We start from the raw sequence: 27,000 nt of genomic DNA on the forward strand, positions 1-27,000 counted from the left end.
GCCACCCGGACGGCAACGGTTCCGGACTCAGCGGGCGCTGAGCCGTATGCGATTGGACATGTGGCGAAGCCGCGTAGGATGGGCCCCTTTTCTGGAGACCCCATGAATCGGACTCTCGGCTGTGTGATGGTGTGTCTGGTGCTGTGCCTCCCGTGGTCGCTCCGGGCTCAGGAGTCCGCCGGTGGCAGCGCGGCGGAGGTCGAGGCCACCCATCAGGCCCTGCGCGCCATCAAGAACGACATGGAGCAGGCGCTCAACGCGCAGGACCTCGACAAGCTGCTCTCGCACGTCCACCCGAACGTCGTCTTCACCACGATGAACAACGACGTGCGCGTGGGCAAGGACGCCATCCGCGCCTACTACGACAAGATGATGAATGGCCCGGACCGCGTGGTGCGGAAGCTCACCGCGAAGTTCGAGGTGGACGAGCTCACGCGCCTGTACGGCAACGCGGGCGTCGCCCAGGGCTCCTCGGCCGACCACTACGTGCTCACCGATGGCACGGACATCACCGTCAACTCCCGGTGGACCTGCACCCTCGTCAAGGAGGGGGACCGGTGGCTCATCGCCGCCTTCCACTACTCGACCAACGTGTTCGACAACCCCGTGCTCGGCATGGTGAAGCGCACGGCGCTGGTCTATGGCGGCATCGCGGTGGTGGCCATGCTCATCGTCGGCATCGTCATCGGCCGCTTCACGGTGCGCCGGAAGGTGACGAGCTGAGCCCGGCCGTCTCTCGCAGGAACGGGAACTTCCGGGGCAACCGCCTCGCCCAGAAGCCCTCGATGGAGCGGTGGAACAGCCGCAGCAGGGCCACGCCGGAGCGGCCCTCGAGCCCGGCCAGCTCCACCGCCGACTGGTCGAGCAGGACACGTGCCCGGCCGTGCTCGGCCACCACCCAGGCCCGCCCCGCCGCCGAGCCCACCAGGTCCTCGTAGCGCAGCGGGTCCAGGCCCTCGGCCCGCACCGCCCGGGTCACCTCGGCCGGCACGTTGAGCAGGCCCTTGCGGAGGTCCTCGTGCAGGTCTCGCAGCGTGGAGCACCAGCCGAAGGCCTCGAGCAGGGACGGCGCATCGGACGCACGGACGCCGACTCCGGCCACGTGCAGCATCAGGCCTACCGACAGCAGGAAGGTGTCCCGGTGGTGGGCACGGAGGGCCTCGGCCTCGAGCTCCTGGTGGTGGAGCACGCGCTCGCGGTCCCGCCGCATGATGCGCACGAGCCGCACCGCATCGGCGCGCGCGCCCTCGTCCCCGAGTCCGGAGAGGAAGTCACGGCCCAGCGTGGAGGCCACGTCCGTGCCGCTCCAGTGGCCGGTCTCCATCTGGACGAGGAGGGCGTCCACCCATTCGAGCGGCTCGCCGGGGATGGGGCGATCTCCATCCAGCACGTCATCCACGAGCTGGAGGAAGCAGAAGCCCGTCCGGGCCACCCGGGTCTCGCGCCACCGGGGCAGTGCGTAGCGATAGAGGCCCAGGGCGATCAGCAGGTAGCGTGGGTGGCGGCGGGAGAAGTGGTACAGCTCCCGAGCGCAGAGCGCTTCCAGCCGGAGCGCCTCGAGGAACTCCGGGCGGGAGGCCCGGGCCGCCACGAAGCGCCACGTTCCCCAGGCGAGGAGCGCGCCCGCCACCACGTCGGCCAGGTGGTGCTCGTGGATGAGCAGGGTGGACGCCGCGATGGCCGCGGCCCAGAGGCCGAACAGGCTCCGCGCGAGCCAGCCCCCGCGCTCGCCATAGGCCAGGGCGGCCGTGCTCGCGAACGCCACGTGCAGCGAGGGCAGGTAGTTGCGCTCGAGGTTCATCGTATCGGCCAGGAAGAAGACGCTGGCCCAGCTCCCGCTCACCTCCCGGGGCGGCCAGGCCACCTCGACCGGGAGCACCAGGAAGCAGACGGCGCCCACCACCGTCTGCAGACAGAGCGCGAGCACGAAGGGCACCATCTCGCGCCACGTCCGGAAGACGAGCAGCGAGAGCATCAGCAGCACGTCCATGCTCACGTAGACGGCCGCCCAGGCGGGCACGAAGGGGATGTGCCGCTCGAAGGGCAGCTCCACGTGCACGCCCCCCGTGTAGAAGCCCGTCACCGCGCTCGCGCCACCGTAGACGAGCAGGAAGAAGAGCGAGAAGCCGAGCGCCATCGCGCCCGTGAGGGCCAGCTCGTCACGGCGGGGCCAGCCGAAGAAGGGAGGGCGGGTGCTCATCGCTCCGCTCATTGTTCCTCCACGGGCGCGGGGAGGGGCTGGGGGCCTCGCCACATGGACAGCCAGATGCGCAGGAAGGAGGGGCGGGGCACGTCCTCGTCCACGTAGCGGCCCAGGTAGAGCCACGGCACGCGCGGATGGCGGTGGTGGGCGCGGTGGTAGTGGTAGTTGAGGAACAGCCAGCGCACGGGCGCGGCCACGCGCAGATCCCACGCTCCGTCGCGCACGTGCAGCGGAGACCAGGCATGGTCCGCGTACTGGAGCGAGCTCCAATTGACGGCGAACGCCGCGTAGCACAGCGCCTGGCCGGACACGCTGAGGTCCAGCGCGAGCACCAGCCCGGCCTGCACGGCCAGCATGAGCAGGAGCTCGAGCCGGATGGTGGTGCCCGGCGCGTCCTCGAGCCGTCCGAGGTAGGCGTCGGCGCCGGTCTGCTCGCCGTAGCGGGTGCCCGGGCCCCGGAGCCGTTGCAGCAGGCCGGGGAAGAGGGCGAAGGCGAGGCAGCCCACCGGCACGAAGGCCCAGTAGAGCCCGGTGAGGATGGAGTACCACTGCGCGTGCTTGAGGAAGCGGTTGTCCCCGGGGCGCAGGTAGTCGAACTGCTCCAGCTCGGTGCGGTTGTTGCGGTGGTGGGTGAGGTGGAAGGTGCGCTGCAGCGTGTACGAGGTGGGAAAGAAGGCCGCCGCGAGCCGCCCCAGCCAGTCATTGGCGCGCCGGGAGGAGTGGAGCACGCCGTGCGTCGCCTCGTGGAGCAGCGAGAAGACGGTGTTGTTCACATAGGAGAACGCAACGGCGGCCAGCAGCCGCGCGGCGAGCGGCTCCGCGTGCGAGGCGAGCCAGAGGCACCCGGCGCAGGTGGCCAGGGCGGCGGCGAGCAGCACGGTGTTGAGCGTGGCCGGAATGGGGGCGTCGTCACCCGCGCTCGTCATCGGTGTCCTCCGGGAGCTGGGCGGCGAAGTCGAGCAGGTGGCGCAGCACGGGGTCGGCCACGGCGGCGCCGGGGTTGAAGCGCATCCCGTCGAGCACGGAGAGGTCGCGCCGCAGGAACGAGGTGAAGAGCCACCGCGACACGGCGAGGCGCAGCCGGTCGAGCCCCGGTACCCGGCCCGGAGGCGCGGCGAAGGACATCCACACCGATGTGCCCTCGGGGTGGGGGCGGAACCCGGCGAGCAGGGCGCTGCGGGTGCGGCCGAGGTCGCTCTCCACGGAGAGGAGCGTTCCGCCATGGAGGGTGATGGTGACGCGGATGTGGTCGCGCGACAGCGCCTTCATCAACCGGTCGCTGAGCCCCGTGCCGATGACGCGGGACGTGTAGCGCAGCCGGAGCGTGAACGGGTCCAGGCGCTCCACGGTGGGCGCGTCCCTCAGCTCGCGGTGGTGCACGGTGCGCAGGTGCTCGATGTCGAAGGAGTTCGCCGCGATGGGCAGCCACGAGCACCCGACGGTCACGGGCGGGCCGGTGCGCCAGCGCAGCTCGGGGCTGCCCACCTCGGGCGGGGGAAAGAGGCTCACCGGGCCGTTGAACACGAGGATGGCGCCGTAGCGCTCCACCACCGGGAAGGCCCGCTGTCCCGGCTTGCCCGTGGTGTCAGGACGTCCCGGCGCCGCGCGGCAGATGCCACTGCCGTCGAACCGCCAGTGGTGCAGCGGGCAGCGCAGGTGCTCGCCGACGACGGTGCCGTGCGCGAGGTGGGCCCCCATGTGGGCGCAGTGGGCGGAGAGGGCCTGGACGCGTCCGCTCTGGCCTCGAAAGAGCACGAGCTCCCGTCCGCCGAGGCTCCAGCCCCTCACCTGTCCGGGCCGGAGGGCTTCGGAGGGACACGCGAGGTACCAGGAGCGCAGCCGGGCCGGCTCGGAGCGACGGACCGGGTCCGCCCACGCCACGACATTCACCGCCATGGCGGCAACCTACCGGATGCTCCGCTACCAGGTGAAGCGCAGGGCGAAGTCCATGCCCGGCTCGGCCAGGTTCTCGACGGACACCGAGAGCGGTTGACGCGACAGCCGTTGGGCGCCGCTCACGAAGACACCGCGCGTCCACGCCGGTCCCATCAGCTCGCCCTGGAAGACGATGCGGGCGGCGCCCGGTCCGAGCTGTTCGTACCTGCGCTGGCCGTACGTCATCGCCGCGCGGATGGAGGCCAGGGACCATTTCAGGATCTCGTGCATGTCCCGGGGCACCATCATCCACATCCCCTTGCCCAACGGGGAGTCGAGGAATCTGCGGATGCTGAAGCCCGCGAGCTGCTCGAGGGCCTCCCCATAGGGGCATCCCGTCCGTGTTTCCGCGGTGAGCGCCGCCACGTCGCAGAGCCTCAGCATGTCCGCGACGCGGTAGTTGAAGGAGCCCGGGCCCACGAGGGCCGGGATGAGGCTTCGGACCTCCTCGGCCACGGCGGGGCCGTAGAGCTCCGAGAGGCCCAGCAGGATGTCCTCCTGGTTCTGCCCATGGGTGAACGCGTCCGGTGTGGCCCGCGTGACGCGGTGTAACAGCGCGTCTCTCGTGTCCATCGCCCCTCCATTCTACGCTGCTCGTCCTGGGCGGGCTCAGGTGACGACGCCGGGGACGGGGCCGGAGCGGGGCAGGGTGACGGTGATGCGGGTGCGCGCGTCCCCGGTGGTGAGCGAGAGGCTGGCGCGCCCCTCGTAGGCGAGGGCGAGCCGGCGCTCCACGGTGGGCAGGCCGCTGCTGCCCTCGCGCGGCCCCTTGGAGGCGCCGGGGTTCTCCAGCGTGAAGACGAGCGCGTCTCCCCGGGCCTGGACGCTCAGGGAGATGAGTCCCCGGTGGCCGGCGGCGGGCCCGTGCTTCACCGCGTTCTCCGCCAGCGGCAGCAGGACGAGCGGCGGCACGGGAAAGGCTTCCAGGCCAGGGTCCACCTCGACGGAGAGCTGGAAGAGGTCCGGGTCGCGCAGCAGGTGCAGGTTGAAGAGGGTGCGCACCAGCTCCAGCTCGCGCTCCAGGGGCCAGGTGGCGGCGCGCACCCCGGCCAGCACGCTGCGCAGCATGGCGGAGAGCCGCAGCACGGCGGCCTCGGCCACCGCACCGTCCGTCTGGCACCACTCGGCGATGGCGTTGAGCGTGTTGAAGAGGAAGTGCGGATCCAGGTGGCTGCGCAGCGCGAGCAACTGGGCCTGCTCGGCCTCCACCTCGAGCCGGGCGGCGCGGGCGCGCTCCAGGGCGAGGCTCTCCTCGAAGCCGATGTCCCGGCCCAGGCCCCAGCCCCCCACCAGGAAGAGGGCCGCGCAGACGGCGAGGCTGTAGCGGTCCGTGAGGAAGGTGGGCCCCATGTCCAGCACCTTGGGCACCACGGCGCCCACGGACAGCACGACGCCCACGCCCACGGTGGCGTAGAGCAGCAAGCGGATACCGCCGTGGCTGAAGTCGAGGCCCTCGGGGAAGAGGACGCGGTAGGACACCGGCGCCACGGCCACGCAGAGGGCACACAGCAGCACGCCCAGGGGCGCCGCCATGGGCTCATACGGGCTGAAGCGGACCTGGGCGGCCACCAGCGGCAGGCTGATGAGGACGATGGGGAGCAGCCGCCTGGGCACGAAGAGCGCCTTGAGGGTGGCGCGGACGATGGAGCCTTCGTTCATGGCGGACCGGGTGTGAGCATACCACCCGGCCCAGGCCCAGGCGGTGGGGCTCACGTGGGGGTTTCCCTCGCCCCGGCGGTGCCCAGCGCCAGGGCTCCGAGCAGGACGAGGGGGAAGAGGAGGACGGCCAGGGGGACGAGCAGGGCACGGCTGGTGGGGGCCATGGTGCGCTCCGGGCTGTGGGGGGTCATCCCCACAGTGTCTCGTTTCCCTCTGACATGGGCGGCCGGCCAGCCGAGCGGTCGAAAGCCGGGGGTGAACGGTCTCCCGGCCCGCCTCAGCGCGCGAGCGTCTCCGCCAGGGCGTCGGCGTTGCGGACGCAGTCGGTGAGGCCCACGCCCTTGTAGGCGTTGCCGGTGAGGGACAGCCCGGGCAGGCGGGCCAGGCCCTCGTCGATGGCGGCCATCCGCGCCAGGTGGCCCACGTTGTACTGGGGGATGCCCCGCTTCCAGTGGAAGACCTCGGTGAAGACGGGCTCGGCCGAGACGCCGGCCAGCTCCCGCAACTCCTCGCGCGCCAGCGTCACCAGCGCCGCGGCATCCATCTCCACCAGGTCCGGCCGCTTCGCCCCGCCCACCATGCAGGTGTAGAGGACGCGGCCGCCCTCGGCGCGCCAGGGGAAGGTGGCCGAGGCATGGATGACGCCCAGCACCCGCCGCCGCTCCACCGTGGGCACCAGGAAGCCGAAGCCGTCCTGCGGCGGCACGGTGCCCGGCGCGTAGCCCAGGTGCACCACGGCCACGGGCGCGTAGGCGATGCCCGCAACCCGCGCCGCGAGCTTCTCGTCCAGCGGCCGCAGCAGCTCCGCCGCCACGTACGCCGGCACCGTCAGCACCACCTTGTCCGCGGCCAGCTCCGCCTGCTGTCCGTGCTCCTCCACCGCGAGCCGCCAGCCGTTGCCCTCGCGTCGCAGCCCCACCAGCTTCGTCCCGGTGCGCGCCACCGGCCCGAGCGCCTGGGCCAGGGCGTCCACCAGCACCTGCAGGCCGCCGTCGAACGAGGCCACCTGGCCCGAGGGCTTCGGCGCGCCCTCACCGGGGGGCAGGGCCTTCCGCGCCTCCTTCTGGGCGCGCACCATGCCCAGCACGAGGCTGCGGTGCTTCTTCTCCAGCTCCACCACCTTGGGGAAGATGGCGCCCACGCTCAGCGCCTCCACGTCGCCCGCGTAGATGCCCGTCTGCATGGCGTCCACCAGCACCGCCGTGGCCGTGCGTCCCACGTGGCGCCGCCCGAAGTCCGCCAGCGACTCCTCGCCGTCCGGTGCGCGCCGGGTGAAGAGCTCGCCCATCATCCGCAGCTTCGCACCCCAGGGCACCACGTCCGACTTCAGCAGGGCCGGCGGGGACTGGGGCACCTCGCGGAGCCTGCCCCGGCTGTAGACGTAGCGCCGTTTCGCCGCGGGGTCCGCCGTGCGGATGCGCCCCTCGATGCCCAGGCTGGCCGCCAGCGTGCGCAGCGTGGGCTCGCGGTCCACGAAGCTGTTGGGACCCGCCTCGGTGATGAACCCGTCCCGGCTGCGCGACTGGATGTAGCCCCCGAGCCTCGGGCCCGCCTCCAGCAGGGTCACCCCGGCTCCCCGCGAGCGCAGCCCATGGGCCAGGGCCAACCCACTGATTCCGCCTCCAATGATGACGACGCTCATGCTCGGTTCCACTCCCGGTGCAACCCGGATTTCCACCGGCGGTCCATGCCGGGTCAAGTACCGCGGGGCAGCATGTCTTTTCGGGGGCGAGCGGGCATTTAATGGACGCCATGCGCTACGCCATTACCGGTGCCAGCCGAGGCCTGGGCCTCGAGTTCGTTCGTCAGCTTCTCAACCGTGGAGACACCCTCGAGGCGGGGGTCCGTACTCCCTCCGAGGCCCGGCAGCTCCAGGAGCTCGTCCGGGGTGCGGAGGGCCGGCTGCGGCTGCACGCGCTGGACATCTCCGAGCCGAAGAGCGTGGACGCCTTCGCCGCCGCGGTGGGGCAGGGCCAGCCGCTGGACGTGCTCATCAACAACGCGGGCGTCTACGGGAAGGATGGGGCGCTGACCGAGCTGGATTACGAGTCGATGGCGAGCACCTTCGCCGTCAACACGCTGGGGCCCCTGCGGCTCACCGCGGCCCTGCTGCCGGCCCTGCGGCGCGGCTCGGCGCGGCGCATCATCCACATCACCTCGCAGATGGGCTCCATCGGCGACAACGGGATGGGCGGCTCCTACGGCTACCGCATCTCCAAGGCCGCGCTGAACATGGCCATGCGCAACATGCACGTGGACCTGCATGGCGAGGGCTTCGTCACCATCTCCATGCACCCCGGCTGGGTGCAGACGGACATGGGTGGCCCCCAGGCGCCGCTGCGCCCCGAGGAGTCCGTGCGCGGGATGCTCAACGTCATCGACCGGCTCAAGGCGGAGGATGGCGGCCGGTTCTTCAGCTACCAGGGGCAGGAGCTCCCCTGGTAGCTCACGGGTAGAGGACTTCCGTCCTCCAGCCGTTGCCCTCGCGCAGGTAGACGAGCCGGTCGTGCAGCCGGCTCGGCCGCGCGTGCCAGAACTCGATGCGGTCGGGCACCACCCGCAGGCCCGACCAGTGCGGCGGCCGGGGCACCGTCTGGCCCTCGTACTCGCGGGTCAGCTCCTCCACCCGGGCCTCCAGCACCTCGCGCGAGGGCAGTGTCTGGCTCTGCAGGCTGGCCCACGCGCCCACCTGGCTCCCGCGGGGCCGGCTCTGGAAGTACGCATCCGCCTCCGCGTCCGACACCCGCTCCACGCGCCCCTCTATCCGGACCTGCCGCTCCAGCGGCTGCCAGAAGAAGCTCAGGGCCGCCCAGGGGTGGCCCAACAGCTCCCGCCCCTTGCGGCTCTCCAGGTTCGTGTAGAAGACGAAGCCCCGCGCGTCGAAGTCCTTGAGCAGCACCACGCGCGTGGACGGCCTGCCGTCGGGCCCCACCGACGCCACCGTCATGGCGTTGGGGTCCACGGGAATGACGCGCTTGGCCTCCTCGAAGAGGGCCGCGAAACGTTCGAACGGATCCAGGGGATGTTCCACGCCCCCCACCATACCAACCCGCTCCCGGAGTGCGAGCCGCGTGTTGGGGTTGACTCGCGCGTCACACACGGCATCGTCTCATTCCATGAAGATTCTCTACGTGGCCTCCGAAGTCGCCCCCTACTCCAAGACGGGCGGACTCGGGGACGTGGCGGGGGCGCTGCCCGCGGAGCTGGCGGCGCTCGGCCACGAGGTGAAGGTCGTCTCTCCTCGCTACGGGTCTATCCCGAGGGAGCGTCTCACCCCCACCGGCCACCACCTGGAGCTGCGCTTCCCCTTCGGCGTCGAGCGCGGGCCCATCCTCTCCCTGCGCCCCTCGCCCAACCTGGAGCTGCTCTTCCTGGAGAACGAGCACTTCTACAACCGGGGCGGCATCTACGGGGACATGTGGGGCGAGTTCGGCGACAACCACCGCCGCTACGCCTATCTGTCCATCGGCGCGCTCCAGGCCGCCCAGCGCCTGGGCTTCACCCCGGACATCGTCCACCTCAACGACTGGCAGACGGGGTTGACGGCGGTGGCCCTCCGGCGCGCCTACCAGGCCACGGCCCTGGGGCGGGCCCGGAGCGTCCTCACCATCCACAACCTCGCCTACCAGGGCCAGTTCGGTAAGGAGATCATGGGCGACCTGGGGCTGCCCTGGGAGCTCTTCACCTCCGAGCACGGGCTCGAGTTCTACGACACCGTCAACTTCCTCAAGGGCGCCCTCCAGTTCTCCGACGCCCTCACCACCGTCTCGCCCACCTACGCCCGGGAGATTCAGCAGCCGGAGGGGGGCGCCAACCTGGACGGGCTGCTGCGCAAGCGCCAGGGGGTGCTCAGCGGCATCCTCAATGGCATCGACGTGCACGAGTGGAACCCGGAGACGGACCCGTACCTCCCGGAGCGCTACGGGGCGGACGACCTCACGGGCAAGGCCGCGTGCCGGCGCGCGCTGCTGAGCCGCTTCGGGCTGGAGCCGGAGACGCGGGCGCCGGTGTTCGGCATCGTGTCGCGGCTGGCGTGGCAGAAGGGGGTGGATCTGCTGCTGGAGGTGATGCCCCAGGCGCTCCAGGCGGACATCCGCTTCGTGGCGGTGGGCAGCGGCGAGGGCCGGTACGAGGACGGGCTGCGCACCCTCCAGCACCACTTCCCCGGGCAGGTGGGGACGTTCATCGGCTTCGACCAGGGGCTGAGCCACCTGGTGGAGGCGGGGGCGGACTTCTTCATCATGCCCAGCCGCTACGAGCCGTGCGGGCTCAACCAGATGTACTCGCTGCGCTACGGGACGGTGCCCATCGTCCGGGCCACGGGCGGCCTGGTGGACACGGTGGATGGGAGCATGGACGGGGATGGCCTCCTCTTCGAGGCCTTCCACCCGGCGGCGCTCCTGGCGGCCCTGCGGCGGGCCCAGGCCCTCTACGCCGAGCCGGAGCGGCTGCTGGGCTTCCGGCGCCGGGGCATGGGCCGGGACTTCTCCTGGGCGGCGTCGGCGCGCAAGTACGAGCGGCTATTTACGTCCCTGCTGACGCAATAGTGGGTGTTCAACACAAAGAGGGGTAGGCTGGGGACGTGTCGCAGCAAGCACCTGACCTGGGTGGGTATGAGGTCGTCGGCCGACTGGCGGTTGGCGGGATGGCCGAGGTGTACCAGGCACGGGCGAAGCCCACCACGCAGCGCTCTCCGGGCGAGCCGGAGGACGTGGTGCTCAAGCGCCTGTTGCCCACGTACCGCAACGATGGCGCCTACGTGAAGGCCTTCGTCGACGAGGCGAAGCTCACCGTGCGGCTGCGCCATCCCAACATCGTCCGCACCTTCCGCCTCTTCAAGGCGGGGCCGGACTACCTGATGGTGCAGGAGCTGGTGTCGGGCCGGACGCTCGGCTTCATGCAGGAGCTGTTGATGAAGGCGCGGACGGCGATGCCGCCCGAGGCCGCCTGCTACATCTGCTGGAGCACGCTCAAGGCGCTGGACTACATCCACCGCGCGAAGCTGGGCGAGGGCGGGGCGGCGGGGGGCAGCATCGTCCACCGCGACGTGAACCCGGCCAACATCCTGCTGAGCGTGGCGGGGGACGTGAAGCTCACCGACTTCGGCGTGGCGGACGTGGAGGGCGTGACGCGCGGGGACACGGGCGCGCTGCGCGGCACGCTGCCGTACATGAGCCCGGAGCAGGTGCTGGGCCAGACGGTGGATGCGCGCAGCGACTTGTACTCGGTGGGCGTCATCTTCTGGGAGCTGCTGGCCAACCGGCGCCTGCACGTCGCGGACGGCGAGGCGGAGATGATGCACAAGGTGCGGGACGCGCGGGCGCCGCTGCTGTCCTCGGTCGCGCCGGAGCTGCCGGACTACGCGGTGCAGGTGGCGCGCAAGGCGCTCTTCGCGGACAAGGCGCGCCGCTTCCAATCGGCCACGGAGTTCATCCGCGCCCTGGAGGTGCTGGCCCGCCGCGCCGGGTGGCCGCTCTCGGTGGAGGCGCTCAAGCCCCTCCTGGGGGGCTGATGCGCCGGCTCGCGCTCCTCCTGTGGGTGCTGCCGTGGCTGGCCGGGTGCGCCGGGGTGACGCTGCGGCCGCACGCGCTGGACAAGGCGGTACGGGTGGAGGAGGTGGGGCTCGCCTTCACGCCGGAGGGCATCGGAGAGCTCACCCTGCGCCTGGACGTGGAGAACCCCACCTTCTGGGACGCGCAGGTGACGGGGGTGGACTTCGAGCTGCTGCTCAACGGGCAGCGCTACGCGGTGGGCACGCGCGGGTTGACGGGCCTGCCGCTGGCCGCGGACGCGCGGCGCACCCTCACGGTGTCCTTCCCGCTGCGGTCCGCGCCCGCGGAGGGCGAGCCTCCTCGCACGTGGCGGGTGGAGGTGGGCGGCGGGGTGGCGCTGACCTTCGGCGAGACGGTGCGCCTGCTGCCCTTCCGCGCCGAGCGCTCCCTGCGGCTCCAGCTCCGGCCTGGCATGCCCCGGCCGGAGTGAGGCCAGGGGCGCTGAGCCCTACCGCTCAGGGGCGCACTCGCGCGTTGAATGGCAAGGTAATGATGAAGGTCGTTCCATCATTCTCGGTGCTATCGAACTCCAGTGTCCCCTCGTGCCGTTTGGTGATGATGCCATGGCTGAGCGACAGCCCCAGCCCGAGCCCTTCCCCAGGCCGCTTCGTCGTGAAGAACGGCTCGAATATCCTCTCGCGAACCGCTGCCGGAATCCCCGTCCCGTTGTCCTGGATGCGAATCTCCACACGGTCCTCCTGGCGGAGGGTGGAAACGCAAACGGCCGGAGCATAGCCGCCGAGCCCTTTCTTGTGCTGCTCGCTGACGGCATGCAAGGCGTTGCTCAGAAGGTTGAGCAGTGCGCGCCCCAGCTCCTGAGGGATGATCTCGACCGGGGGGAGTCCCGGCTCGAGCGCCCTCTCGACCGAGACAGGGACGCCGAGCCGCTGGCCCTTTGCGTCCTGGAGGAGGAGTCCGATGTGCTCCTCGATGAACCGGTTGAGGTCGACCCGGCTCCTCACTCCTGGCCGCACGGTCGCGTGCTCCAGCATGCTGCGCACGATTCCATCCGCGCGTTTCCCATGCTCGGCGATCTTCTGGGCTGTCTGTCTGCAGTCGTTGGCGAGCATCGCCAGGTCCGCCTGCTTGTCCGCTGGCAGGCTCTTGAACTCCTGCAACAACTCATCCGTCATCTCCACCAGCGAGAGCGAGAAGTTGTTGACGAAGTTGAGCGGGTTCTTGATTTCATGCGCGACTCCCGCCGCGAGCTGCCCCATGGACGCGAGCTTCTCCGCCTGAACGAGCTGCTCTTGCTTGCGGAGAATCTCCTCATTGGCCTGCCGCAGCTCGATGTTCCGCAACCGGTGGATCTCCCCCTCGAGCGCCTGGCGCCTGGCGGCCTCGCTCTCTTTCTTGGCCTCGTTGATCCGATTCGCCAGCGCGAGCGCGAACAGAATCATTTCCAGTGCCGAGCCCACCATGACGAGGTGCCGGGTCACGATGTTGGTGGGCAGCCACCCCTGATTGGAGAGGGGAACGAGAACGACGGCCAGGCAGAGCGAGCTCCAGCCCGCGAGGAAGAAGCGCGCTGGCCCGAAGCCACGCCTCCAAACGGCAATGGACACCCCGAGCAGCAACGGCCCGGACACCAGCGCCAGGGTGTTCCCGATGAGGAGTGACACTCGAACCGGGATGAAGGCGGCAAGCACCGTGGAGATGCCGCAGACCGCGAGCCATGCGCGCAGGAGCCGATCCAGCCCGGGCACCGTTCTGGAGGTATGCAAGAACGAGCGCGCGAACAGCACGACGCACAGCCCCCCCAGATGCGCGAGGGACTGAGGGATCCGCACCAGCCAGGGACCCGCGTCGGGAAGGTATTCATGGCCGATCCCCGAGAATCTCAGCAGGATGAAATGGCCGAAGAAAACGATATAGAGGACGTAGTAGAGGTAGGCCCGGTCCCTCAGAAAGACATACAAGACCGTGTTGAACAGCACCATGCTGGCCAGGATGCCGGCGTAGATCCACCAGGGAACCAGGAGAGACGCGGCGACTCGCGTCAGCTTGTCGCCCGTCAGGATCTCCACGGGCAGGGTCATGAGGGACGAGGTTTGAACGCGGATGTAGACGGTGACCGGTTCAGTGTGGGCCTCGGGCAGGTGGAAGGCATGAAACCGGTGGGCAACCTCCCGCATGGCCCATGGAACCCGTGCCCCACCCCGCCGGACATCAAAGGACCCGTCTGGCCGCTGGAAATAGACGTCTACCTGCTCCAGGGACGCGTTCATCACGGCCAGGAGCCAGCTCCGTTCTGGCGCCAGATTCTTTTCGAGATAGGAGAAGCGCACCCAGTAGGCGCTGCGCGAGAAGCCATGGGTGGGCGGGTCCATGGACGAGCGGATGAAGCGATGGGCGAGCTCGGGCCGAGACACATCCTCGATGGTCAATGCCTGGGACTCATCCTCCAACACGAACAGGCGCTGCCCGACGTGCCAGATGTCTTGTGTGCCCTCCACCACGACATCCGGTTGAGCCGCGAAGGCAGCTGACGCGCTGATGAAGAACAGAAAGAGCGCGATGGCCTTGGCTGGAGTGAGGCTCAGGCCTTGGCCTCCTGGCTCGCGCCGTCCTTGCCCGTGGCGTCCTTGGGCGGCGCGGGCTCCTTGCTGGGCGTCTTGAGCTTCGTCATCCGCACCCGGTCGATGCGCGCCCCTTCCTTGGCGTGCACCGTGAAGGCCCAGCCGTTGTAGGTGAAGCGCTCGCCCACGTCCGGCAGGTGCCCCGCCATGGACGACAGGAAGCCGCCCAGCGTGTCGAAGTCCCCGTCCGGCAGCGAGAAGCCGAAGGCCTGGGTGAACTGCTCCACCTCCAGCGCGGCGTCCACCAGGAAGCTCCCGTCCTGCTGCTTCTCCACCTGCTTCTCCTCCACCTCGAACTCGTCGCCGATGTCGCCGACGATCTCCCGGAGGATGTCCTCCAACGTGACGATCCCCATGAAGCCGCCGTACTCGTCCACCACGATGGCCATGTGGATCTTCTTGCGCTGCATCTCGCGCAGCAGATCTCCAATCGGCTTGAGCCACGGCACGAAGTGCGCCGGACGGATGATGTCCTGCAGGACGATCAACTCGGGGTGCTGGAGCAGCGGAATCAGATCTCTCGCGTGCAGCACGCCGAGGATGTGGTCCACGTCATCCCGGTAGACGGGGATGCGCGAGTGGTTCTCCTCGGCCAGCAGGCGCAACACCTGCTCGGGCGGGGTGGAGATGTCCACGCACACCACCTCGGTGCGAGGCACCATCACGTCCCGGCAGCGCTTGTCGGACAGCTCGAAGATGGAGCGGATGAGCTGGGGAGCGCTCTGGTCCACCTCCTCCTTGGCGGCCTGGGCGGCGAGCAGCTTCTCCAGCTCCTCGAGGGGCGGAGGCGGGGGCTCGAAGCGCAGGATGCGGCCGAAGCCGCGGGCCACCAGGTTGATGGGCACCATGAGCAGCCGCATGGGCGGGAAGAAGAGGAAGACGAGCACCGAGACGAGCCAGGACAGGCGCAGCGCCCAGCGCTCGGGGCCGGCGTTGGCCAGGCCGCGCATCGTCACCTCGATGAGGGCGGCGAGCACACCCACCAGCAGGGCGCCCGCGAGCACCGTGGCCACGTCCAGCCACGCGGCATTGCCCCACCGGCTGAAGTTGAGCAACTGCGGGGGCACGAAGGAGCCGATGGCGGCGGCGAGGAAGCCGCACAGCACGCTGCCCATGCGCAGGGCCGTGGCGGTCGCCTCGCGCTCGGTCTTGTGGCGGAGCACCCGGCCACCGGCTTTCGGAGTGGACTTCGCCAGCTCCTGGGCACGCAGGTCGGAGGTGCCATAGAGGGCGGACTCGGCGGCGGCGACGAAGCCCCGGAGGAGGATGAGGGCCAGGCAGGCGGTCCAAAGGACCCAGGGAGGCATAGGACCTCCCTACATACCCCGTGGTAAGAGCAGACGCACACTTTCCGAGAGGACCGGGGTGCGCATGCGTCCACCAGTGAGCCGCAGGGCCCTTCCATTGCTCGCCTTCCTGGCCGCCCTCCTGCTGGCGCCGCTCCGGGCCTCGGCCTGGCCGGTGGACCTGGTGATGGCGCTGGAGCCGGGCAAGGAGCGCTTCCACAAGCTGAGCGTCGTGGACTTCGTGGAGGTGGAGGACCCGTCCATCGCCACCGCCGAGGTGCTCGAGGGCAGCAACGAGCTGCTGCTCACGGGGCTCAAGCCCGGGCGCACGTTGCTGCTGCTGTACGCCGAGGGGAAGTTCGCCGTGTGGCGGCTGGTGGTGGGCTCGCCCCCCGAGCCCCTGCCCGCCACCGAGCCCCTGGTGGCCGCGGCGCGCAAGGCCTGCCCGGGACTCCAGGTGGCCCAGGGGGCCGAGCGGGGCCTGACGGCCGGGGTGAAGGACTCACGCTGCCGTGAGGCGCTGCGCGCGCTGCTGAAGACGGACGCGTACCTGGCGCGAGAGCTGGAGCTGACCTTCGAGCTGCCCCTGCTCCAGGAGCAGCTCACCTCGCTGACGCCGGTGTTGAAGGGCCTGGGCCTCGGCGTGAGCTACCGGGGGGCGGGGTTGGTGCTGGAGGGCTCCACGACGCCGGAGGGGCACCGGAAGGCATTGTGGGAGCTGTTCCGCCAGTCGGTGGGCCGTGTGCCGCTGGAGGACCGCGTCACCGTGCAGCGGCCCGCACGCCCCGATGCCGGCACGCCCGCGGATTGAGGTCCGCGACGGTGTGCCCCTGGGCACCGCGCTGATACCGAGCCCAATTTCCCCTCTCCCGAGGGGAGAGGGGATAGCGGTCACATTTCCTGAAGAGACTCAGGGCGCCACGGCCTCCGGACTCCGGGGCGTCTCGAGCACCGCCCGGGCCGCGTCGATGGCCTCGTGGGTACCGGCCAGCGCGAGCACATCCCCCTCCCGCAGCACCTCCTGCGCGGTGGGCACGACCGCTCCGCCCTCGCCCCGCTGGATGGCCAGCACCGTGGCCCCCGTCATTCCCCGCAGATTCAACTGCGCGAGGCTCCGCCCCACCGCCGGACTGGAGGCCTCGAGCCGCACCGGTGTCGGCTCGCCGAGCCCGGGCAGGATGGCATGGAGTGTCTTCAGCTGCTCCTCCTGCTTCTCCTCGTTCCCCACATGCGTCTGGGCCGCGAGCGCCGAGACGATGACCTGCGAGCCCGCGCGCACGTGCCCCTGCAGATGGGTGGCGCTGCGCCAGAATCCCACGGCCATCACCACGAGCTGCACGAGCAGCACGGCCGCGCCCTGGAAGCCGGGGATGAAGGGCTGCGTCAGCGCGACGAGCGGTATGCCCACGCTGAGCAGGCTCGCCAGCTGGAGCGTCACCACCAGCGCGCGCCGGGGCGCGGCGGCCCGATCCAGCTTGCCCTCTCCGGGAGGCAGGGCCAGGTCCGCGAGCAGCACGCCCATTCCCCGCGCCATCCGGACGATGCCCACGAGGAACGGCACCGCCAGCGCCGAGGCCAGCCCGATGACGAGCAGGCGCGCCACCGACGCCCCCAGTCCACCTCGGCTCTCGACCGTCGTGGTGAGCCGCTCGAGGAACACCGACGTCCCGATGACGAGCGCGGCGAGCAGGGCCGCGTCGATCACCATCAGGCGCACCATGCGGCGGATCCTCGCGCCGGTGGTCTTCTGCGGCGGCGCGGCGCGCAGGCCCTCCACCCAGCTCCCATAGAGCGCGGCGAACGTCTGGAGCGGTTTGGGCAGCTTGCGGTCCACGAAGTTGGCCACCGGACCCGAGGCCCGGATGAGGAAGGGCGTGGTGAGCGTGGTGATCGCCGAGACGGCCACCGCCACCGGATAGAGGAACGCGCCCGTGGCGTTCAGCGACAGCCCCAGGCCCGCGATGATGAAGGAGAACTCGCCAATCTGCGCCAGGCTCAGGCCGGACTGCACCGCCGTGCGCGTCCCATTCCCCGTGAGGAACACGCCCAGCGACACGCCCACCAGCTTGCCCACGATGACCACCCCCGTCAGCACGGCCACCGCCACCCAGTGCTGCGCCACGAGCGCGGGGTCGATGAGCATGCCCACCGACACGAAGAAGATGGCGGCGAACACGTCTCGCACGGGCTGCACCAGGTGCTCGACGTCCTTCTCCTTGCCGGACTCCGCCACCAGCGAGCCCGCGAGGAACGCGCCCAGCGCCACCGAGTAGCCGAACTCCTGCGCCAGCAGCGCCACGGCGAAGCAGATGCCCACGCTCGTCACCAGCAGCGTCTCCGGCCGCTCGAGCTTGTGCACGGCCCGCACCACACGTGGAATCACCAGCAGCCCCACCACCACCAGCCCCACCAGGAACAGCCCCAGCCGGCCGATGGTCAGCGCCAGCTGCCCCGCCGACAGGCCCGCGCCGCTGGACACCGCCGTGAGCGTCGCCATCAGCAGGATGGCGATGAGATCCTCCACGATGAGCACCCCGACGACGATCTCCCGCAGCTTGCCCTTGATGCCCTGCTCGTCGAACGCCTTGGCGATGATGGTCGTGCTGGAGATGGCGATGATGGCGCCGACGAAGATGCTCTCGAGCGTCGTCCAGCCGAAGGCCCGGCCCACCACGAAGCCGAGCCAGATCATCAGGCTGCATTGGATGACGGCCGTGATGCCCGCCGTGGGGCCCACCTGGAACAGCTTGCGCAGGCTGAACTCCAGCCCGAGCGAGAACATGAGGAGGATGACGCCCAGCTCCGACAGCGTCTGGACGATGCCCGCGTCGGCCACGAGCGGAATGGGGACGTGGGGGCCGATGATGAGCCCCGCGATGATGTAGCCGAGCACCACGGGTTGGCGCAGCCGCTGGAAGATGATGGACGTCACCGCCGCGACGCAGAGGACCATCGCCAGGGCCTTGAGGAAGTCGTGAGCACCGTGCATCGCTGAATCACCTGCTGGAAATCGAGGGAGGGAAGGGAAGCGGAGGGCCTCGGAGGAGCGCACCGGCCCCGGAACGGCCGAGGGGCCGGTGCGCCCGCCCTTCCGTCAGCCGAACCGCTCGAAGGCGATGGCGGCGCCGATGATGAGCAGGCAGACGGCCACCGCGAGGATGAGCCGTCCCACCTGCCAGTGGGCGTGGCCTTCGTTGGTGGAGACTGGAGACGTCGTCGTTTCGTTCTGTTCGTTGCGCAAAGGGAATGCCTCACACGCACCAGGGGCCCTGGCGCGCGTTGGAAGAAGTGGAACTCCGGGACCGGAACGTCAGGCGGTCCGCGGAGGTCCTCGCGCGGGACAGTTGGCGACGATGGGGCGATCCGCGATGCGGCCGTGACGCGTGGGCAGCACGCACGACAACTGCCGTCTCGTGCGCTCCGCGAGCAGGGCTTCCGGCCGGATCGCCGGGCCGGGGCGCGCATCCGCTCGCGGGTGCAGCGGGGGCGGCTTGCTGGTGGGACGCGGCAGCTCCAGCTGGCCCTGCACCGGCGACACGTGGACGCCGAGCAGATTCTGATGCCGCCCGGGCAGATGGGCCGAGAGCGAGCGCCCGTGCTTCTTCGGCTCCCGGACCGTGGAGACCCGCCGGGCCTCCGTGTGCCCGGCGCCCCGGGCGTCCAGAGCACACACGCCGGCCACGACGGCCAACAGGAGGGCGCAGGCTGCGCCAACCAGGGCCATCCCTCGGGCGCTCGGGTGCTCGCGCCGGGATGCGGGGCCAACGGTTCTCATGAAAATTTGTGCTCAAAACCTCCTAACATCCGGAGCGCTTCCAGGGAAAGGCACTCTTCGAAAGCCGCCGCTGTCAGGCGCCCTCGTCGGGTTCGGCGGGTTCTCGCGCACCTCCGCCCCCCAGGCAGGCGGGCGGGCGTGGCCTCGTACCTGGGGGCGCACTTCCCCCGGCCGCCGGGTGCCTGGCTTCGGGCAGGGGCGGCGCACAGGGGCCGCCCGAGCCTGGAGCGGTGGGGGAGGGGCACACGGATGGGTCCGCACGCGTGGCCGTTGAATCTGGACTGGATCGGCCGCAGCGCGCTGCTGGCCCTGTGCGTGCTGGTGGAGCTCGGGCACTCCCCGCTGGACGCGCTCGCCCTGGCCAAGCGCCAGCGCCAGCGCGTCTCCCCCAGCCCCGAGCAGCTGGAGACCTTCATGGCCTGGTCCGAGGAGCGCCGCGTGAAGCGCTCGCTCTCCTGGATCGTGCCCACCTTCGACGCGCTGGCCGAGATCGCCTACAGCCACCTGCGCACCTCCTGATGGCTGGTGGACGCTCCATCTGTATGGCGGGTGGACGCTCCACTCCTCCCGGGTCGGACGCACCGTGAAGTCCTTGAATAGGGGGACCTCCACCCACAGATTCCACCCACTCCGTTCGAAAGGATAGCGACGCGTATGACCAGGGAAGTCTGGCCGGGCAAGCCGTACCCACGGGGCGCGACGTTCGACGGCACGGGGGTCAACTTCGCGGTCTTCTCGCAGGTGGCCACCCGCGTCGAGGTCTGTCTCTTCGATCCGCGGAACCCCTCGAAGGAGGTGGAGCGCTTCGAGCTGCCGTCGAGGACCGATGACGTCTGGCACGGCTACGTGCCGGGCCTGGAGCCGGGCACGCTCTACGGCCTGCGGGCCCACGGGCCCTACGAGCCGCAGAAGGGCCACCGCTGCAACCCGTACAAGCTGCTGGTGGACCCGTACGCCAAGGCGCTGCATGGCGAGGTGGACTGGTCCCAGCCCGTCTTCGGCTACACGCTCGGCAACGAGAAGCAGGATCTGATGCGCGACGAGCGCGACAGCGCCGCGGGCGTGCCCAAGAGCGTGGTGGTGGGCGACTCCTTCGACTGGGGCAACGAGCGCCGCCCGGACGTGCCCTGGCGCAAGACGGTCATCTACGAGGCCCACGTCAAGGGCCTCACCATGCGCCACCCCAAGGTGCCCGAGAACCAGCGCGGCACCTACGCCGCCCTCGGCCACCCGGCCATCATCGAGCACCTGCTCAAGCTGGGCGTCACCTCGGTGGAGCTGCTGCCGGTGCACGCCTTCGCGGATGACTCCTTCCTCGGCGAGAAGGGCCTGTCCAACTTCTGGGGCTACAACACCCTGTGCTACTTCGCCCCCGAGGCCTCCTACGCCAGCCGCCGCACGCCGGGCGGCGCCGTCAACGAGTTCAAGGGCATGGTGAAGGCCCTGCACGCCGCCGGCATCGAGGTGCTGCTCGACGTCGTCTACAACCACTCGTGCGAGGGCAACCACCTGGGGCCCACCCTGTCGCTCAAGGGCGTGGACAACGCCAGCTACTACTGGCTCATGCCCGAGGCGCGCTACTCCCTGGACTTCACCGGCTGCGGCAACAGCCTCAACGCCTCCAACCCCCAGGCCGCGCGCCTCATCGTGGACTCCCTGCGCTACTGGGTGGAGGAGATGCACGTGGACGGGTTCCGCTTCGACCTGGCCACCGTGCTCGGCCGCGTGGGCCAGGGCGAGTTCTCCCCCAGCGCCCCCATCTTCCAGATCCTCAACCAGGACCCCGTGCTCAGCCGGGTGAAGCTCATCGCCGAGCCCTGGGACGTGGGACTCGGCGGCTACCAGGTGGGCGGCTTCCAGGCGCCCTGGCGCGAGTGGAACGGCAAGTACCGTGACGCCCTGCGCCGCTACTGGAAGGGCGACGAGAACCTCGCCGGCGAGGTGGGCCACCGGCTCACCGGCTCCTCGGATCTCTACCAGGGCGCGCGCCGCCGGCCCCAGGCCAGCATCAACTTCGTCACCGCCCACGACGGCTTCACCCTGCACGACCTCGTCACCTACAGCCACAAGCACAACGAGGCCAACGGCGAGCACAACCGCGACGGCGCCGACGACAACCAGGCATGGAACTGCGGCGTGGAGGGCGAGACCGGGGACGCGGGCGTCGTCTCCCTGCGCGAGCGCCAGAAGCGCAACCTGCTCGCCTCGCTCTTCCTCTCGCAGGGCGTGCCGATGATCGTCGCCGGTGACGAGATGGGCCGCACCCAGAAGGGCAACAACAACGCCTACTGCCAGGACAACGAGCTGTCCTGGGTGGACTGGAACCTCGACGAGCGCCGCCTGGCCCTGCTCGAGTTCACCTCGCGCCTCATCCAGTTCCGCCACCGCCAGCCGGTGCTCCAGCGCCGCCGCTTCTTCCAGGGCAAGCACATCTGGGACTCGGAGTACAAGGACCTCGCGTGGTTCCGCCCGGATGGCACGGAGATGGGCCAGGAGGACTGGCAGAAGCCCTTCACCCGCTCGCTCGCGTTCCTCCTGGGGGGGGATGCCATCCCCTCGCCCGACGAGCGCGGCCAGCGCGTCATCGGCGACGCCCTCCTGGTGCTGCTCAACGCCCACCACGAGCCCGTCCGCTTCATCGTGCCGCCCCCGGCCCAGGGCTCCCGGTGGGTCATCGAGTTCTACACCGCGGATGACCAGCGAGGCCCCGAGGAGCCCGTGCCCTCCGGCCCCTTCGAGCTGACGGGCCGCTCGCTCGCCGTCTTCCGCGAGGTGCCGGCCCCCTAGGCCCGGTGCTCGGGCGGGCGGGCATCCTCCCGCCCCTCGGGGAATAGGGGCCCGGCTCCGGCCCCGCGCTTGTCTCCCGCCCCGGCCGTGCGGACCGTGTGTCCCGGGGACGGCACGCCCGTGGCGGGGCGGGAGCGTGGATCGTGGCCTTTGCGATTGTTTCGATTCTCTGGATCGACCTGAGCATCCGCCAGAAGCTTTCGGGCCCCATCGGATGGCCGGGTCTGGCCCTGATGGCGGTGGGGCCCGCCGGATTGGCCATGATGATCGTGCAACGCATCCGCGCGGAGCCGACGCCCGAGGAGCGGGCGGCGTTCTGGGCCATCTTCCATTCGCCACCGGGGACCATCGGCGCGGTGGTGGTGACGCGCAATGGCGTGCCCGAGGTGATTGCCACCGTGCGCAGCACCGAGGAGTACTTGAAGCTGGCGGGCTCGGGCCAACTGCCCGCCGATCACCGCGTCTACCTGCCCGATGACATCATCTGAGCACCGTGCGCCCCCGGGGAGGGTTGGGCTGGAGCACCGGCTCCGGGAACGTCACGCCCTCGCAGAACCCGCCTTCGCGGGGGTGGGGGCGAGTTGCACCTGTACGTGGCCTCGTGGGGCGGTGCGGGCTCGGGTGGTAGACGTCTACCACTCGGGTGTGCGTATGTGTCGAAAGGTACTCCTTTGGTGGTAGACGTCTACCACTGGGAAGGGGGAGGAAGGCTCGGGCCCTGGGCTCTCGCCGGGAGCGGGTGGGTGACGACGGCCCCCTTGGATGGAAAGCCTGGCCCGTACCGTCCGGCTATGCTCCGGCGACCGTGGCCGTGAGACGGGAGAAGCTCCGGGAGGAGTGCGCATGACGCCGCCGCCGAAGAAGCACCTGGGCCCGAAATCAGGGCGGCCCGGCAAGGGCCCACCGTTGCCCATTTCTGGCGAGGCCTTCCAGCTCGTCCCCCACGGGGCGGCGCTGGCCGTCGTCCAGGCCGGGCCCGGCCAGCGCGAGGACGCCTGTGGCGACGTGCTCACCCGCGCCCAGCTCGAGCAGGCACTGTGCACCCACTGCATCCCCACGGTGCCGGCCTCGGCGCTGTCGGGCTACCTCTCCAGCCTGCACGCGCTGCCCGCCTTTGACAGACATGCCCCGGGCCCCTTCTCCCGGGAGCCGGGCATCAGCACGCTCTCGCGCGGCGACTGGCGCGGCACCCTCGGCGAACTGTCGGCCCGGCACGCCGGCATGCTTCCCCAGCAGGACCTCAACGCCGTGCGCTACAACCACCCCATCTTCGACCTGCGCGACGCCCGGGGCCGGCTCAAGTCGGTGAAGACGAGCGTGCGCGCGGCGGACAGCCGGGGGGAGGCGTTCGAGACGTACCTGAGCGGATTGAGGGACATGGTGGGCCTGCGGCCTGGCACCTGGGAGCGGGCGCGGGCGGCCCTGTACCCGCGGGTGCCGGCGGCCGAGGGCCGGACGCTGATGTTGCGCCATGGCTACCTGCTGGTGAACGAGGACCATGTGGAGCCGTTCCGGGCCGTGCTGCGCGACCCGGCGACCTACCGCAAGCAGTCCTACCGGGAGGTGGCGGACAAGCTGCTGGAGATGGAGCCGGTGCGCATCGGCGGCACGGTGTACCGTGCATACCAGAACCTGGAGAACACGCGCCGGGGCACGGAGACTGCGCCCGAGGTGCGGCGGGAGGTGGAGGCCGCGCTCTGGGCCGTGAGGGAGAAGCTGGCCAGCCGCGTGCAGGGCAATGGCCTCACCAGTCCTCACCTGGTGCAACTGGAGCGCTTCCGGCGGCAGGTGGCCGCGGCCAACCCGCACATGACGGCCGCGGAAATCGAGCGCTGGGTCTTCCCCGAGTTGCTGCTGGTGGCGCGCCATGCGGGCGGGGTGCGCGGAAACGCCGTGGCCGCGGGTATTGCAGGCGGGCGTGGCGCGACGGGTGGGGCGTTGGTATCCGTGCTTTGTGAAGTCGTTCATCTATCTTACGAAACCAGCGTTCAGCCCCATGGACGGTACGCCCAAGCTTGGCCGCGGATTCAGCGGGCAGGCGTCGCAGGCGGCACGTCAGGTCTGGTGGGGGGGATTACCCAAAATCTTGTCACGGCCAACGCGGGCAGTGGCTTGTCACGCAATCTGATGGCTCAGGGTGCCAACGTCCGACTCGCGACGGGAGCGGGCCGCGTAGTCGGAGGCTTCGCGGGAGGCGCACTGGCCGCGCCCGTCTTCACGATGACCTCCCTCGCGTTCGATGACGAGGAGCACAGCCGCACGGACTACGTCGCGACGGGAACAAGAGCCTTCGTCGCTGGCGGTTTGAGTTCGGCCCTCGCCGCGGGTGTGGTGGGGGCCATCTGGGGCTCGGAGGTCCCACTGCTGGGAAATGCCGTGGGGTTCATCGTCGGCTTCAGCGGGTATTTTCTCGTGGACGCGCTGACCGGCGAGCAGGTCGAGCAGGGCGTCCGCCGCAGTCTGGATGGTCCGTGAGTGGGTGGACGTTGAATGGATGGTGACTGTGAGGAAGAGCGTTGTGAAGAAACCCATCCCACTGTGGTTGATTGGACTGGCCGTGTGGATCTTGGCATTTGCTGCCATTTCATTTTTCTGGCTCTACCACGGTAGCCGCAAAGGTCTTACCGGACGAATCGACTGGCCGGGTCTTGCCCTGGGGGCGGTCGGCCCGGCGGGATTGGTGGTGATGATCGTCCAGCGCATCCGCGCGGAGCCGACACCCGAGGAGCGGGCGGCGTTCTGGGCCATCTTCCATTCGCCACCGGGCACCATTGGAGCGGTGGTGGTGACGCGCAATGGAGCGCCCGAGGTGATTGCCACCGTGCGCAGCACCGAGGAGTACCTGAAGCTGGCGGGCTCGGGCCAACTGCCCGCCGATCACCGCGTCTACCTGCCCAACGACATCATCTGAGGGCCGTACGCCCCGATGGGTGTGTCTGAGCTGGATCGCTGGCTACGGGAACGTCACCCCGTCGAAGAACTCCGCCGTGCCACTCTCCTGGCTCCACAGCTTCAGCGTGAAGGTGCCGCGCGCGGCCTCCTCCGTCATCTCCACCTCCGCCATGACGTGGAGCTTCTTCCCAGGAGGAATGGGCTCCAGCGGCCACACGCCCAGCACCTTCCACTCCTCTCTGTTCTTCCCCACCAGCACCGCCCCCGTGGGCGTCCAGGGCGTGCTCCCGTGGTTTTCCAACCACTGCTCCACGAGCAGCCGCACCACCTTGTGTCCGTCCTCCAGCCGTGGGGTGTCCGCCCGGTAGCTGCGGGCCTCCGTGGACTCGAGCGTATGGCCCCGGCGCGAGGTGACGCTCTTCATGAGGTTCTTGCTGATGATGCCGCCCTCTCCCAGCAGCCCCTGGGTGTGCAGACCCAGCAACCCCCGCTGCCCGCCGCACTCCGCTTGCAGGCGCGCCTTGTCCTCCCGGCACTGTTGCGCTTCCGCCCGCGCCTGCCCCTCGCCCTCCCGGTAGGACTCGAGCGAGCGCGGCTGGCGCGTCACCTCCACCTGCCGCGCGGCCTCGGAGGGGTGCACCACCAGGGTGAAGCGGACGCTCACCGGGGCCGCGCCGTCCTGGAAGGACACCGTCAGCGGCACGCGCTCCCCCTCTCCCAGTGCCACCGTGGGCACGAGCGCCAGGCCCGTCTCGCCCTGCATCACCCGGAACCACTCCCGCCCGGCCAACTCCACCCGCGTCAGCTTCGCGTCGAAGAAGAAGCTGGTGGACAGCCCCGGGTGGACGCACACCGCGAGCGCCTCGCCAGGAGTGTCCGCGCTCAGCTCCAGGTGGCGCGTGCCTGCCTCACAGGCAGGCAGTGGGGTGGGGGCGGGGGACGCCACGGGCGCGGCGAGCAGCACGAGCCGCACCAGGGCGGCGGAGAGCACGGGCATGGGGTGGGCACCTCACGAAAACGAGACCGGAGGAGTGGGGCTCTACCACACCTCCTGCGCGGTCGTGTCCGTCCCGCCTCCCGGACGCCCCTCTACCTGAAGCGGTCCACCACCCGCAGCCGCGCGACGGGGTCCACCATCATCCTCCCCGGCCCGCTGCCCGGCTGGAGCTCCAGGCCGACGTTGCCATCCGTATCCATCAACTCCATGCACACCGGGTACACCACGCCCAGGGGCGTGCGCGCCTCGGTGAAGCGGCCGTACACCCGCCCCTCGTGGACGTAGAGCCTGCCGAACACGCGGGTATTGGTGGGCAGCGCCACCTTGTCGCCACGCCCATGCAAATCCCTGTTCGTGTCCCAGTCACCCGCCACGCGCAGGGACGCCTCCTCGGACACCTGCACGGACCTGCCGCGCACGCTGCTCCAATCCAGGGAGTTGTACTCCCCCATGCGCAGGCCGAGCGCCGTCATGGTCTCCACGGCCCCGGCGGGACACGCCCGCGGCGGCGCCGCCGGGCGCTCGGACGGCACCTGCTGCGAGGCACCCAGACAGGCCTGGAGGGCCGCGCTGGTGAGGCCCAGGCACGCGGTGCGCACGGCGGCCTTGCGGCGCGGGGGAGCGGTTTCCGGCGGAGCACCGGGTGTCTTCAGGGATTGCTGTTGCATGGGGGCAGTGTCCTCTCGGGGCGCCTCGGCACGAGGCGCGGCCACGGCCCGCACAGGTTCCGGCGCGGGCGCTCCGGGTGCCACTTCCTGGCGTGAGCCGAGCCACCAGGCCCCCAGCACCACGGCCAACCCCACCCCCAGCGCCGCCAGCACCCGGCCCCGGCGCCCCCACGGCTTCACCCGGGGCCGCGGCCCGGGGCGCGGCACCTGCGTCCAGTCCACGTCCGTCCGGGCCCTCAACTCCTCCAGCGCCTCGCACAACGCCACGGCGCCCGGGTAGCGCGCCTCGGGCGTCTTGGCCAGCAGCCGCAGGCACACCGCCTCCACCGCCCGCGGCACCCGCGCGTTGAGCACGTGCGGCGGCAGGGGCGCCCGGTGCAGCACCGCCTCCACGTCCTCGCCCCCATGCTCGGCCGGCAGGAAGGGAAAGCGCCCCGTCAGCACCCGGTAGAGCACCACCCCCAGCGCGTACAGGTCATCCCCCGGCCCCGCCCGGTAATGCGCGCCCGGCTCGCCCGCGTGCGCACGGCCATACGCCCACGCCTCCGGCGCCCGGTAGGGCAGCGTGCCCGGAGGAAACATCCCCTTCGTCAGCGTGGGGCAGGCCGGGTGCCAGGCCACCCCGAAGTCCACCAGCACCGCCTCGCCCGTCTTCTGGCGCACCAGG

Annotated in this window: 26 protein-coding genes; 11 read left to right on the forward strand and 15 right to left on the reverse strand. The window is 70.4% G+C overall.

Translation table 11 applies throughout. The features are described from left to right. Positions 1-102 precede the first annotated feature (102 nt). Positions 103-723: an SgcJ/EcaC family oxidoreductase gene (locus VFZ09_RS28440; RefSeq protein WP_329730829.1), complete on the forward strand. Its 621-nt coding sequence runs from the start codon at positions 103-105 to the stop codon at positions 721-723. Here the strand turns inward: VFZ09_RS28440 and VFZ09_RS28445 are convergent. The 7 genes from VFZ09_RS28445 to hemG all read right to left on the reverse strand — a co-directional run bounded on the left by VFZ09_RS28445 (position 695) and on the right by hemG (position 7,439). Further along, positions 695-2,200, reverse strand: coding sequence for a phosphatase PAP2 family protein (locus VFZ09_RS28445; RefSeq protein ID WP_329730830.1), 1,506 nt, complete (start codon positions 2,198-2,200; stop codon positions 695-697). The two genes, VFZ09_RS28440 and VFZ09_RS28445, sit on opposite strands and share 29 nt — an antisense overlap. 8 nt (positions 2,201-2,208) lie before the next feature. Next, the gene (locus tag VFZ09_RS28450) at positions 2,209-3,129 is read right to left on the reverse strand and encodes a fatty acid desaturase (protein WP_329730831.1); all 921 of its coding nucleotides are present in this window, start codon (positions 3,127-3,129) and stop codon (positions 2,209-2,211) included. Next, on the reverse strand, positions 3,113-4,099 hold the full coding sequence (locus VFZ09_RS28455; RefSeq protein WP_329730832.1) for a Rieske 2Fe-2S domain-containing protein: 987 nt from the start codon (positions 4,097-4,099) through the stop codon (positions 3,113-3,115). Before VFZ09_RS28455 ends, VFZ09_RS28450 begins: the two co-directional genes overlap by 17 nt. Positions 4,100-4,123: 24 nt before the next feature. After that, the gene (locus VFZ09_RS28460) at positions 4,124-4,711 is read right to left on the reverse strand and encodes a DUF2378 family protein (protein WP_329730833.1); all 588 of its coding nucleotides are present in this window, start codon (positions 4,709-4,711) and stop codon (positions 4,124-4,126) included. A 36-nt stretch (positions 4,712-4,747) separates the two neighbouring features. Further along, complete coding sequence (locus tag VFZ09_RS28465) at positions 4,748-5,797, reverse strand: sensor histidine kinase (protein ID WP_329730834.1); 1,050 nt, start codon at positions 5,795-5,797, stop codon at positions 4,748-4,750. Between the two features lie 50 nt (positions 5,798-5,847). After that, positions 5,848-5,988, reverse strand: a complete 141-nt coding sequence (locus VFZ09_RS28470; protein ID WP_329730835.1) for a hypothetical protein — start codon at positions 5,986-5,988, stop codon at positions 5,848-5,850. A gap of 86 nt (positions 5,989-6,074) precedes the next feature. Then, positions 6,075-7,439: a protoporphyrinogen oxidase gene (hemG, locus tag VFZ09_RS28475; RefSeq protein ID WP_329730836.1), complete on the reverse strand. Its 1,365-nt coding sequence runs from the start codon at positions 7,437-7,439 to the stop codon at positions 6,075-6,077. Positions 7,440-7,549: 110 nt separating this feature from the next. Here hemG and VFZ09_RS28480 point away from each other — a divergent pair, with 110 nt between their 5' ends. Next, complete coding sequence (locus VFZ09_RS28480; RefSeq protein ID WP_329730837.1) at positions 7,550-8,242, forward strand: SDR family oxidoreductase; 693 nt, start codon at positions 7,550-7,552, stop codon at positions 8,240-8,242. Position 8,243: 1 nt separating this feature from the next. Here the strand turns inward: VFZ09_RS28480 and pdxH are convergent, their stop codons facing one another. Continuing rightward, positions 8,244-8,828 carry a pyridoxamine 5'-phosphate oxidase gene (gene pdxH / locus VFZ09_RS28485; RefSeq protein WP_414640753.1) on the reverse strand — a complete coding sequence of 195 codons (585 nt, stop codon included), beginning with the start codon at positions 8,826-8,828 and terminating at the stop codon, positions 8,244-8,246. Positions 8,829-8,913: 85 nt separating this feature from the next. Between pdxH and glgA the strand changes: the two genes are divergently transcribed. Genes glgA through VFZ09_RS28500 form a run of 3 tightly spaced genes read left to right on the forward strand, consistent with a single transcriptional unit; the run spans position 8,914 to position 11,779 of the window. Then, complete coding sequence (gene glgA / locus VFZ09_RS28490; protein ID WP_329730838.1) at positions 8,914-10,344, forward strand: glycogen synthase GlgA; 1,431 nt, start codon at positions 8,914-8,916, stop codon at positions 10,342-10,344. A gap of 56 nt (positions 10,345-10,400) precedes the next feature. After that, positions 10,401-11,309: a serine/threonine-protein kinase gene (locus VFZ09_RS28495; RefSeq protein ID WP_329730854.1), complete on the forward strand. Its 909-nt coding sequence runs from the start codon at positions 10,401-10,403 to the stop codon at positions 11,307-11,309. Beyond that, complete coding sequence (locus tag VFZ09_RS28500) at positions 11,309-11,779, forward strand: hypothetical protein (RefSeq protein WP_329730839.1); 471 nt, start codon at positions 11,309-11,311, stop codon at positions 11,777-11,779. Before VFZ09_RS28495 ends, VFZ09_RS28500 begins: the two co-directional genes overlap by 1 nt. Positions 11,780-11,804: 25 nt before the next feature. Here VFZ09_RS28500 and VFZ09_RS28505 read toward each other — a convergent pair whose 3' ends face one another. Then, positions 11,805-13,808: a sensor histidine kinase gene (locus tag VFZ09_RS28505; protein ID WP_329730840.1), complete on the reverse strand. Its 2,004-nt coding sequence runs from the start codon at positions 13,806-13,808 to the stop codon at positions 11,805-11,807. Between the two features lie 80 nt (positions 13,809-13,888). Further along, on the reverse strand, positions 13,889-15,235 hold the full coding sequence (locus VFZ09_RS28510; protein WP_329730841.1) for a hemolysin family protein: 1,347 nt from the start codon (positions 15,233-15,235) through the stop codon (positions 13,889-13,891). Between the two features lie 64 nt (positions 15,236-15,299). Here VFZ09_RS28510 and VFZ09_RS28515 point away from each other — a divergent pair, with 64 nt between their 5' ends. Continuing rightward, positions 15,300-16,025, forward strand: a complete 726-nt coding sequence (locus VFZ09_RS28515) for a pilus assembly protein N-terminal domain-containing protein (protein WP_329730842.1) — start codon at positions 15,300-15,302, stop codon at positions 16,023-16,025. Between the two features lie 99 nt (positions 16,026-16,124). Here VFZ09_RS28515 and VFZ09_RS28520 read toward each other — a convergent pair whose 3' ends face one another. The 3 genes from VFZ09_RS28520 to VFZ09_RS28530 all read right to left on the reverse strand — a co-directional run bounded on the left by VFZ09_RS28520 (position 16,125) and on the right by VFZ09_RS28530 (position 18,938). After that, complete coding sequence (locus VFZ09_RS28520) at positions 16,125-18,203, reverse strand: cation:proton antiporter (protein WP_329730843.1); 2,079 nt, start codon at positions 18,201-18,203, stop codon at positions 16,125-16,127. 105 nt (positions 18,204-18,308) lie between these two features. Continuing rightward, entirely contained in the window at positions 18,309-18,455 is a 147-nt protein-coding gene (locus VFZ09_RS28525) for a hypothetical protein (protein WP_329730844.1), read from the reverse strand. Positions 18,456-18,524: 69 nt separating this feature from the next. Further along, positions 18,525-18,938 carry a hypothetical protein gene (locus VFZ09_RS28530; protein WP_329730845.1) on the reverse strand — a complete coding sequence of 138 codons (414 nt, stop codon included), beginning with the start codon at positions 18,936-18,938 and terminating at the stop codon, positions 18,525-18,527. A gap of 300 nt (positions 18,939-19,238) precedes the next feature. Between VFZ09_RS28530 and VFZ09_RS28535 the strand changes: the two genes are divergently transcribed. The 5 genes from VFZ09_RS28535 to VFZ09_RS28555 all read left to right on the forward strand — a co-directional run bounded on the left by VFZ09_RS28535 (position 19,239) and on the right by VFZ09_RS28555 (position 24,687). Next, positions 19,239-19,508, forward strand: coding sequence for a hypothetical protein (locus VFZ09_RS28535; protein ID WP_329730846.1), 270 nt, complete (start codon positions 19,239-19,241; stop codon positions 19,506-19,508). A gap of 135 nt (positions 19,509-19,643) precedes the next feature. Beyond that, the gene (gene glgX / locus VFZ09_RS28540) at positions 19,644-21,776 is read left to right on the forward strand and encodes a glycogen debranching protein GlgX (RefSeq protein WP_329730847.1); all 2,133 of its coding nucleotides are present in this window, start codon (positions 19,644-19,646) and stop codon (positions 21,774-21,776) included. Between the two features lie 143 nt (positions 21,777-21,919). Further along, on the forward strand, positions 21,920-22,264 hold the full coding sequence (locus tag VFZ09_RS28545; RefSeq protein WP_329730848.1) for a hypothetical protein: 345 nt from the start codon (positions 21,920-21,922) through the stop codon (positions 22,262-22,264). Between the two features lie 355 nt (positions 22,265-22,619). Further along, positions 22,620-24,251: a hypothetical protein gene (locus VFZ09_RS28550; RefSeq protein ID WP_329730849.1), complete on the forward strand. Its 1,632-nt coding sequence runs from the start codon at positions 22,620-22,622 to the stop codon at positions 24,249-24,251. A 43-nt stretch (positions 24,252-24,294) separates the two neighbouring features. Beyond that, a complete protein-coding gene (locus VFZ09_RS28555) occupies positions 24,295-24,687 on the forward strand; it encodes a hypothetical protein (RefSeq protein ID WP_329730850.1) in 393 nt (130 codons plus the stop codon). Positions 24,688-24,729: 42 nt separating this feature from the next. Here the strand turns inward: VFZ09_RS28555 and VFZ09_RS28560 are convergent, their stop codons facing one another. Together VFZ09_RS28560 and VFZ09_RS28565 are read right to left on the reverse strand one after the other, a co-directional pair. After that, the gene (locus VFZ09_RS28560) at positions 24,730-25,665 is read right to left on the reverse strand and encodes a DUF2381 family protein (protein ID WP_329730851.1); all 936 of its coding nucleotides are present in this window, start codon (positions 25,663-25,665) and stop codon (positions 24,730-24,732) included. A gap of 92 nt (positions 25,666-25,757) precedes the next feature. Then, positions 25,758-27,000, reverse strand: a 1,243-nt coding sequence (locus tag VFZ09_RS28565; protein WP_414640754.1) for a serine/threonine protein kinase, incomplete at its 5' end; no start/stop codon positions are given.

It is taken from the genome of Archangium sp., assembly GCF_036277355.1.
Taxonomy (GTDB): Bacteria; Myxococcota; Myxococcia; order Myxococcales; family Myxococcaceae; genus Archangium.

Bases quoted from the DNA above. Each gene is read 5' to 3' on its own strand.
- VFZ09_RS28450 (WP_329730831.1), bottom strand. From the start codon at position 3,129: ATGACGAGCGCGGGTGACGACGCCCCCATTCCGGCCACGCTCAACACC.
- VFZ09_RS28535 (WP_329730846.1), top strand. From the start codon at position 19,239: ATGGGTCCGCACGCGTGGCCGTTGAATCTGGACTGGATCGGCCGCAGC.
- VFZ09_RS28510 (WP_329730841.1), bottom strand. From the start codon at position 15,235: ATGCCTCCCTGGGTCCTTTGGACCGCCTGCCTGGCCCTCATCCTCCTC.
- VFZ09_RS28550 (WP_329730849.1), top strand. From the start codon at position 22,620: ATGACGCCGCCGCCGAAGAAGCACCTGGGCCCGAAATCAGGGCGGCCC.
- VFZ09_RS28520 (WP_329730843.1), bottom strand. From the start codon at position 18,203: ATGCACGGTGCTCACGACTTCCTCAAGGCCCTGGCGATGGTCCTCTGC.
- VFZ09_RS28560 (WP_329730851.1), bottom strand. From the start codon at position 25,665: ATGCCCGTGCTCTCCGCCGCCCTGGTGCGGCTCGTGCTGCTCGCCGCG.
- VFZ09_RS28470 (WP_329730835.1), bottom strand. From the start codon at position 5,988: ATGACCCCCCACAGCCCGGAGCGCACCATGGCCCCCACCAGCCGTGCC.
- VFZ09_RS28465 (WP_329730834.1), bottom strand. From the start codon at position 5,797: ATGAACGAAGGCTCCATCGTCCGCGCCACCCTCAAGGCGCTCTTCGTG.
- VFZ09_RS28440 (WP_329730829.1), top strand. From the start codon at position 103: ATGAATCGGACTCTCGGCTGTGTGATGGTGTGTCTGGTGCTGTGCCTC.
- VFZ09_RS28530 (WP_329730845.1), bottom strand. From the start codon at position 18,938: ATGGCCCTGGTTGGCGCAGCCTGCGCCCTCCTGTTGGCCGTCGTGGCC.
- hemG (WP_329730836.1), bottom strand. From the start codon at position 7,439: ATGAGCGTCGTCATCATTGGAGGCGGAATCAGTGGGTTGGCCCTGGCC.
- VFZ09_RS28480 (WP_329730837.1), top strand. From the start codon at position 7,550: ATGCGCTACGCCATTACCGGTGCCAGCCGAGGCCTGGGCCTCGAGTTC.
- VFZ09_RS28455 (WP_329730832.1), bottom strand. From the start codon at position 4,099: ATGGCGGTGAATGTCGTGGCGTGGGCGGACCCGGTCCGTCGCTCCGAG.
- VFZ09_RS28445 (WP_329730830.1), bottom strand. From the start codon at position 2,200: ATGAGCACCCGCCCTCCCTTCTTCGGCTGGCCCCGCCGTGACGAGCTG.
- glgX (WP_329730847.1), top strand. From the start codon at position 19,644: ATGACCAGGGAAGTCTGGCCGGGCAAGCCGTACCCACGGGGCGCGACG.
- glgA (WP_329730838.1), top strand. From the start codon at position 8,914: ATGAAGATTCTCTACGTGGCCTCCGAAGTCGCCCCCTACTCCAAGACG.
- VFZ09_RS28515 (WP_329730842.1), top strand. From the start codon at position 15,300: ATGCGTCCACCAGTGAGCCGCAGGGCCCTTCCATTGCTCGCCTTCCTG.
- VFZ09_RS28460 (WP_329730833.1), bottom strand. From the start codon at position 4,711: ATGGACACGAGAGACGCGCTGTTACACCGCGTCACGCGGGCCACACCG.
- VFZ09_RS28500 (WP_329730839.1), top strand. From the start codon at position 11,309: ATGCGCCGGCTCGCGCTCCTCCTGTGGGTGCTGCCGTGGCTGGCCGGG.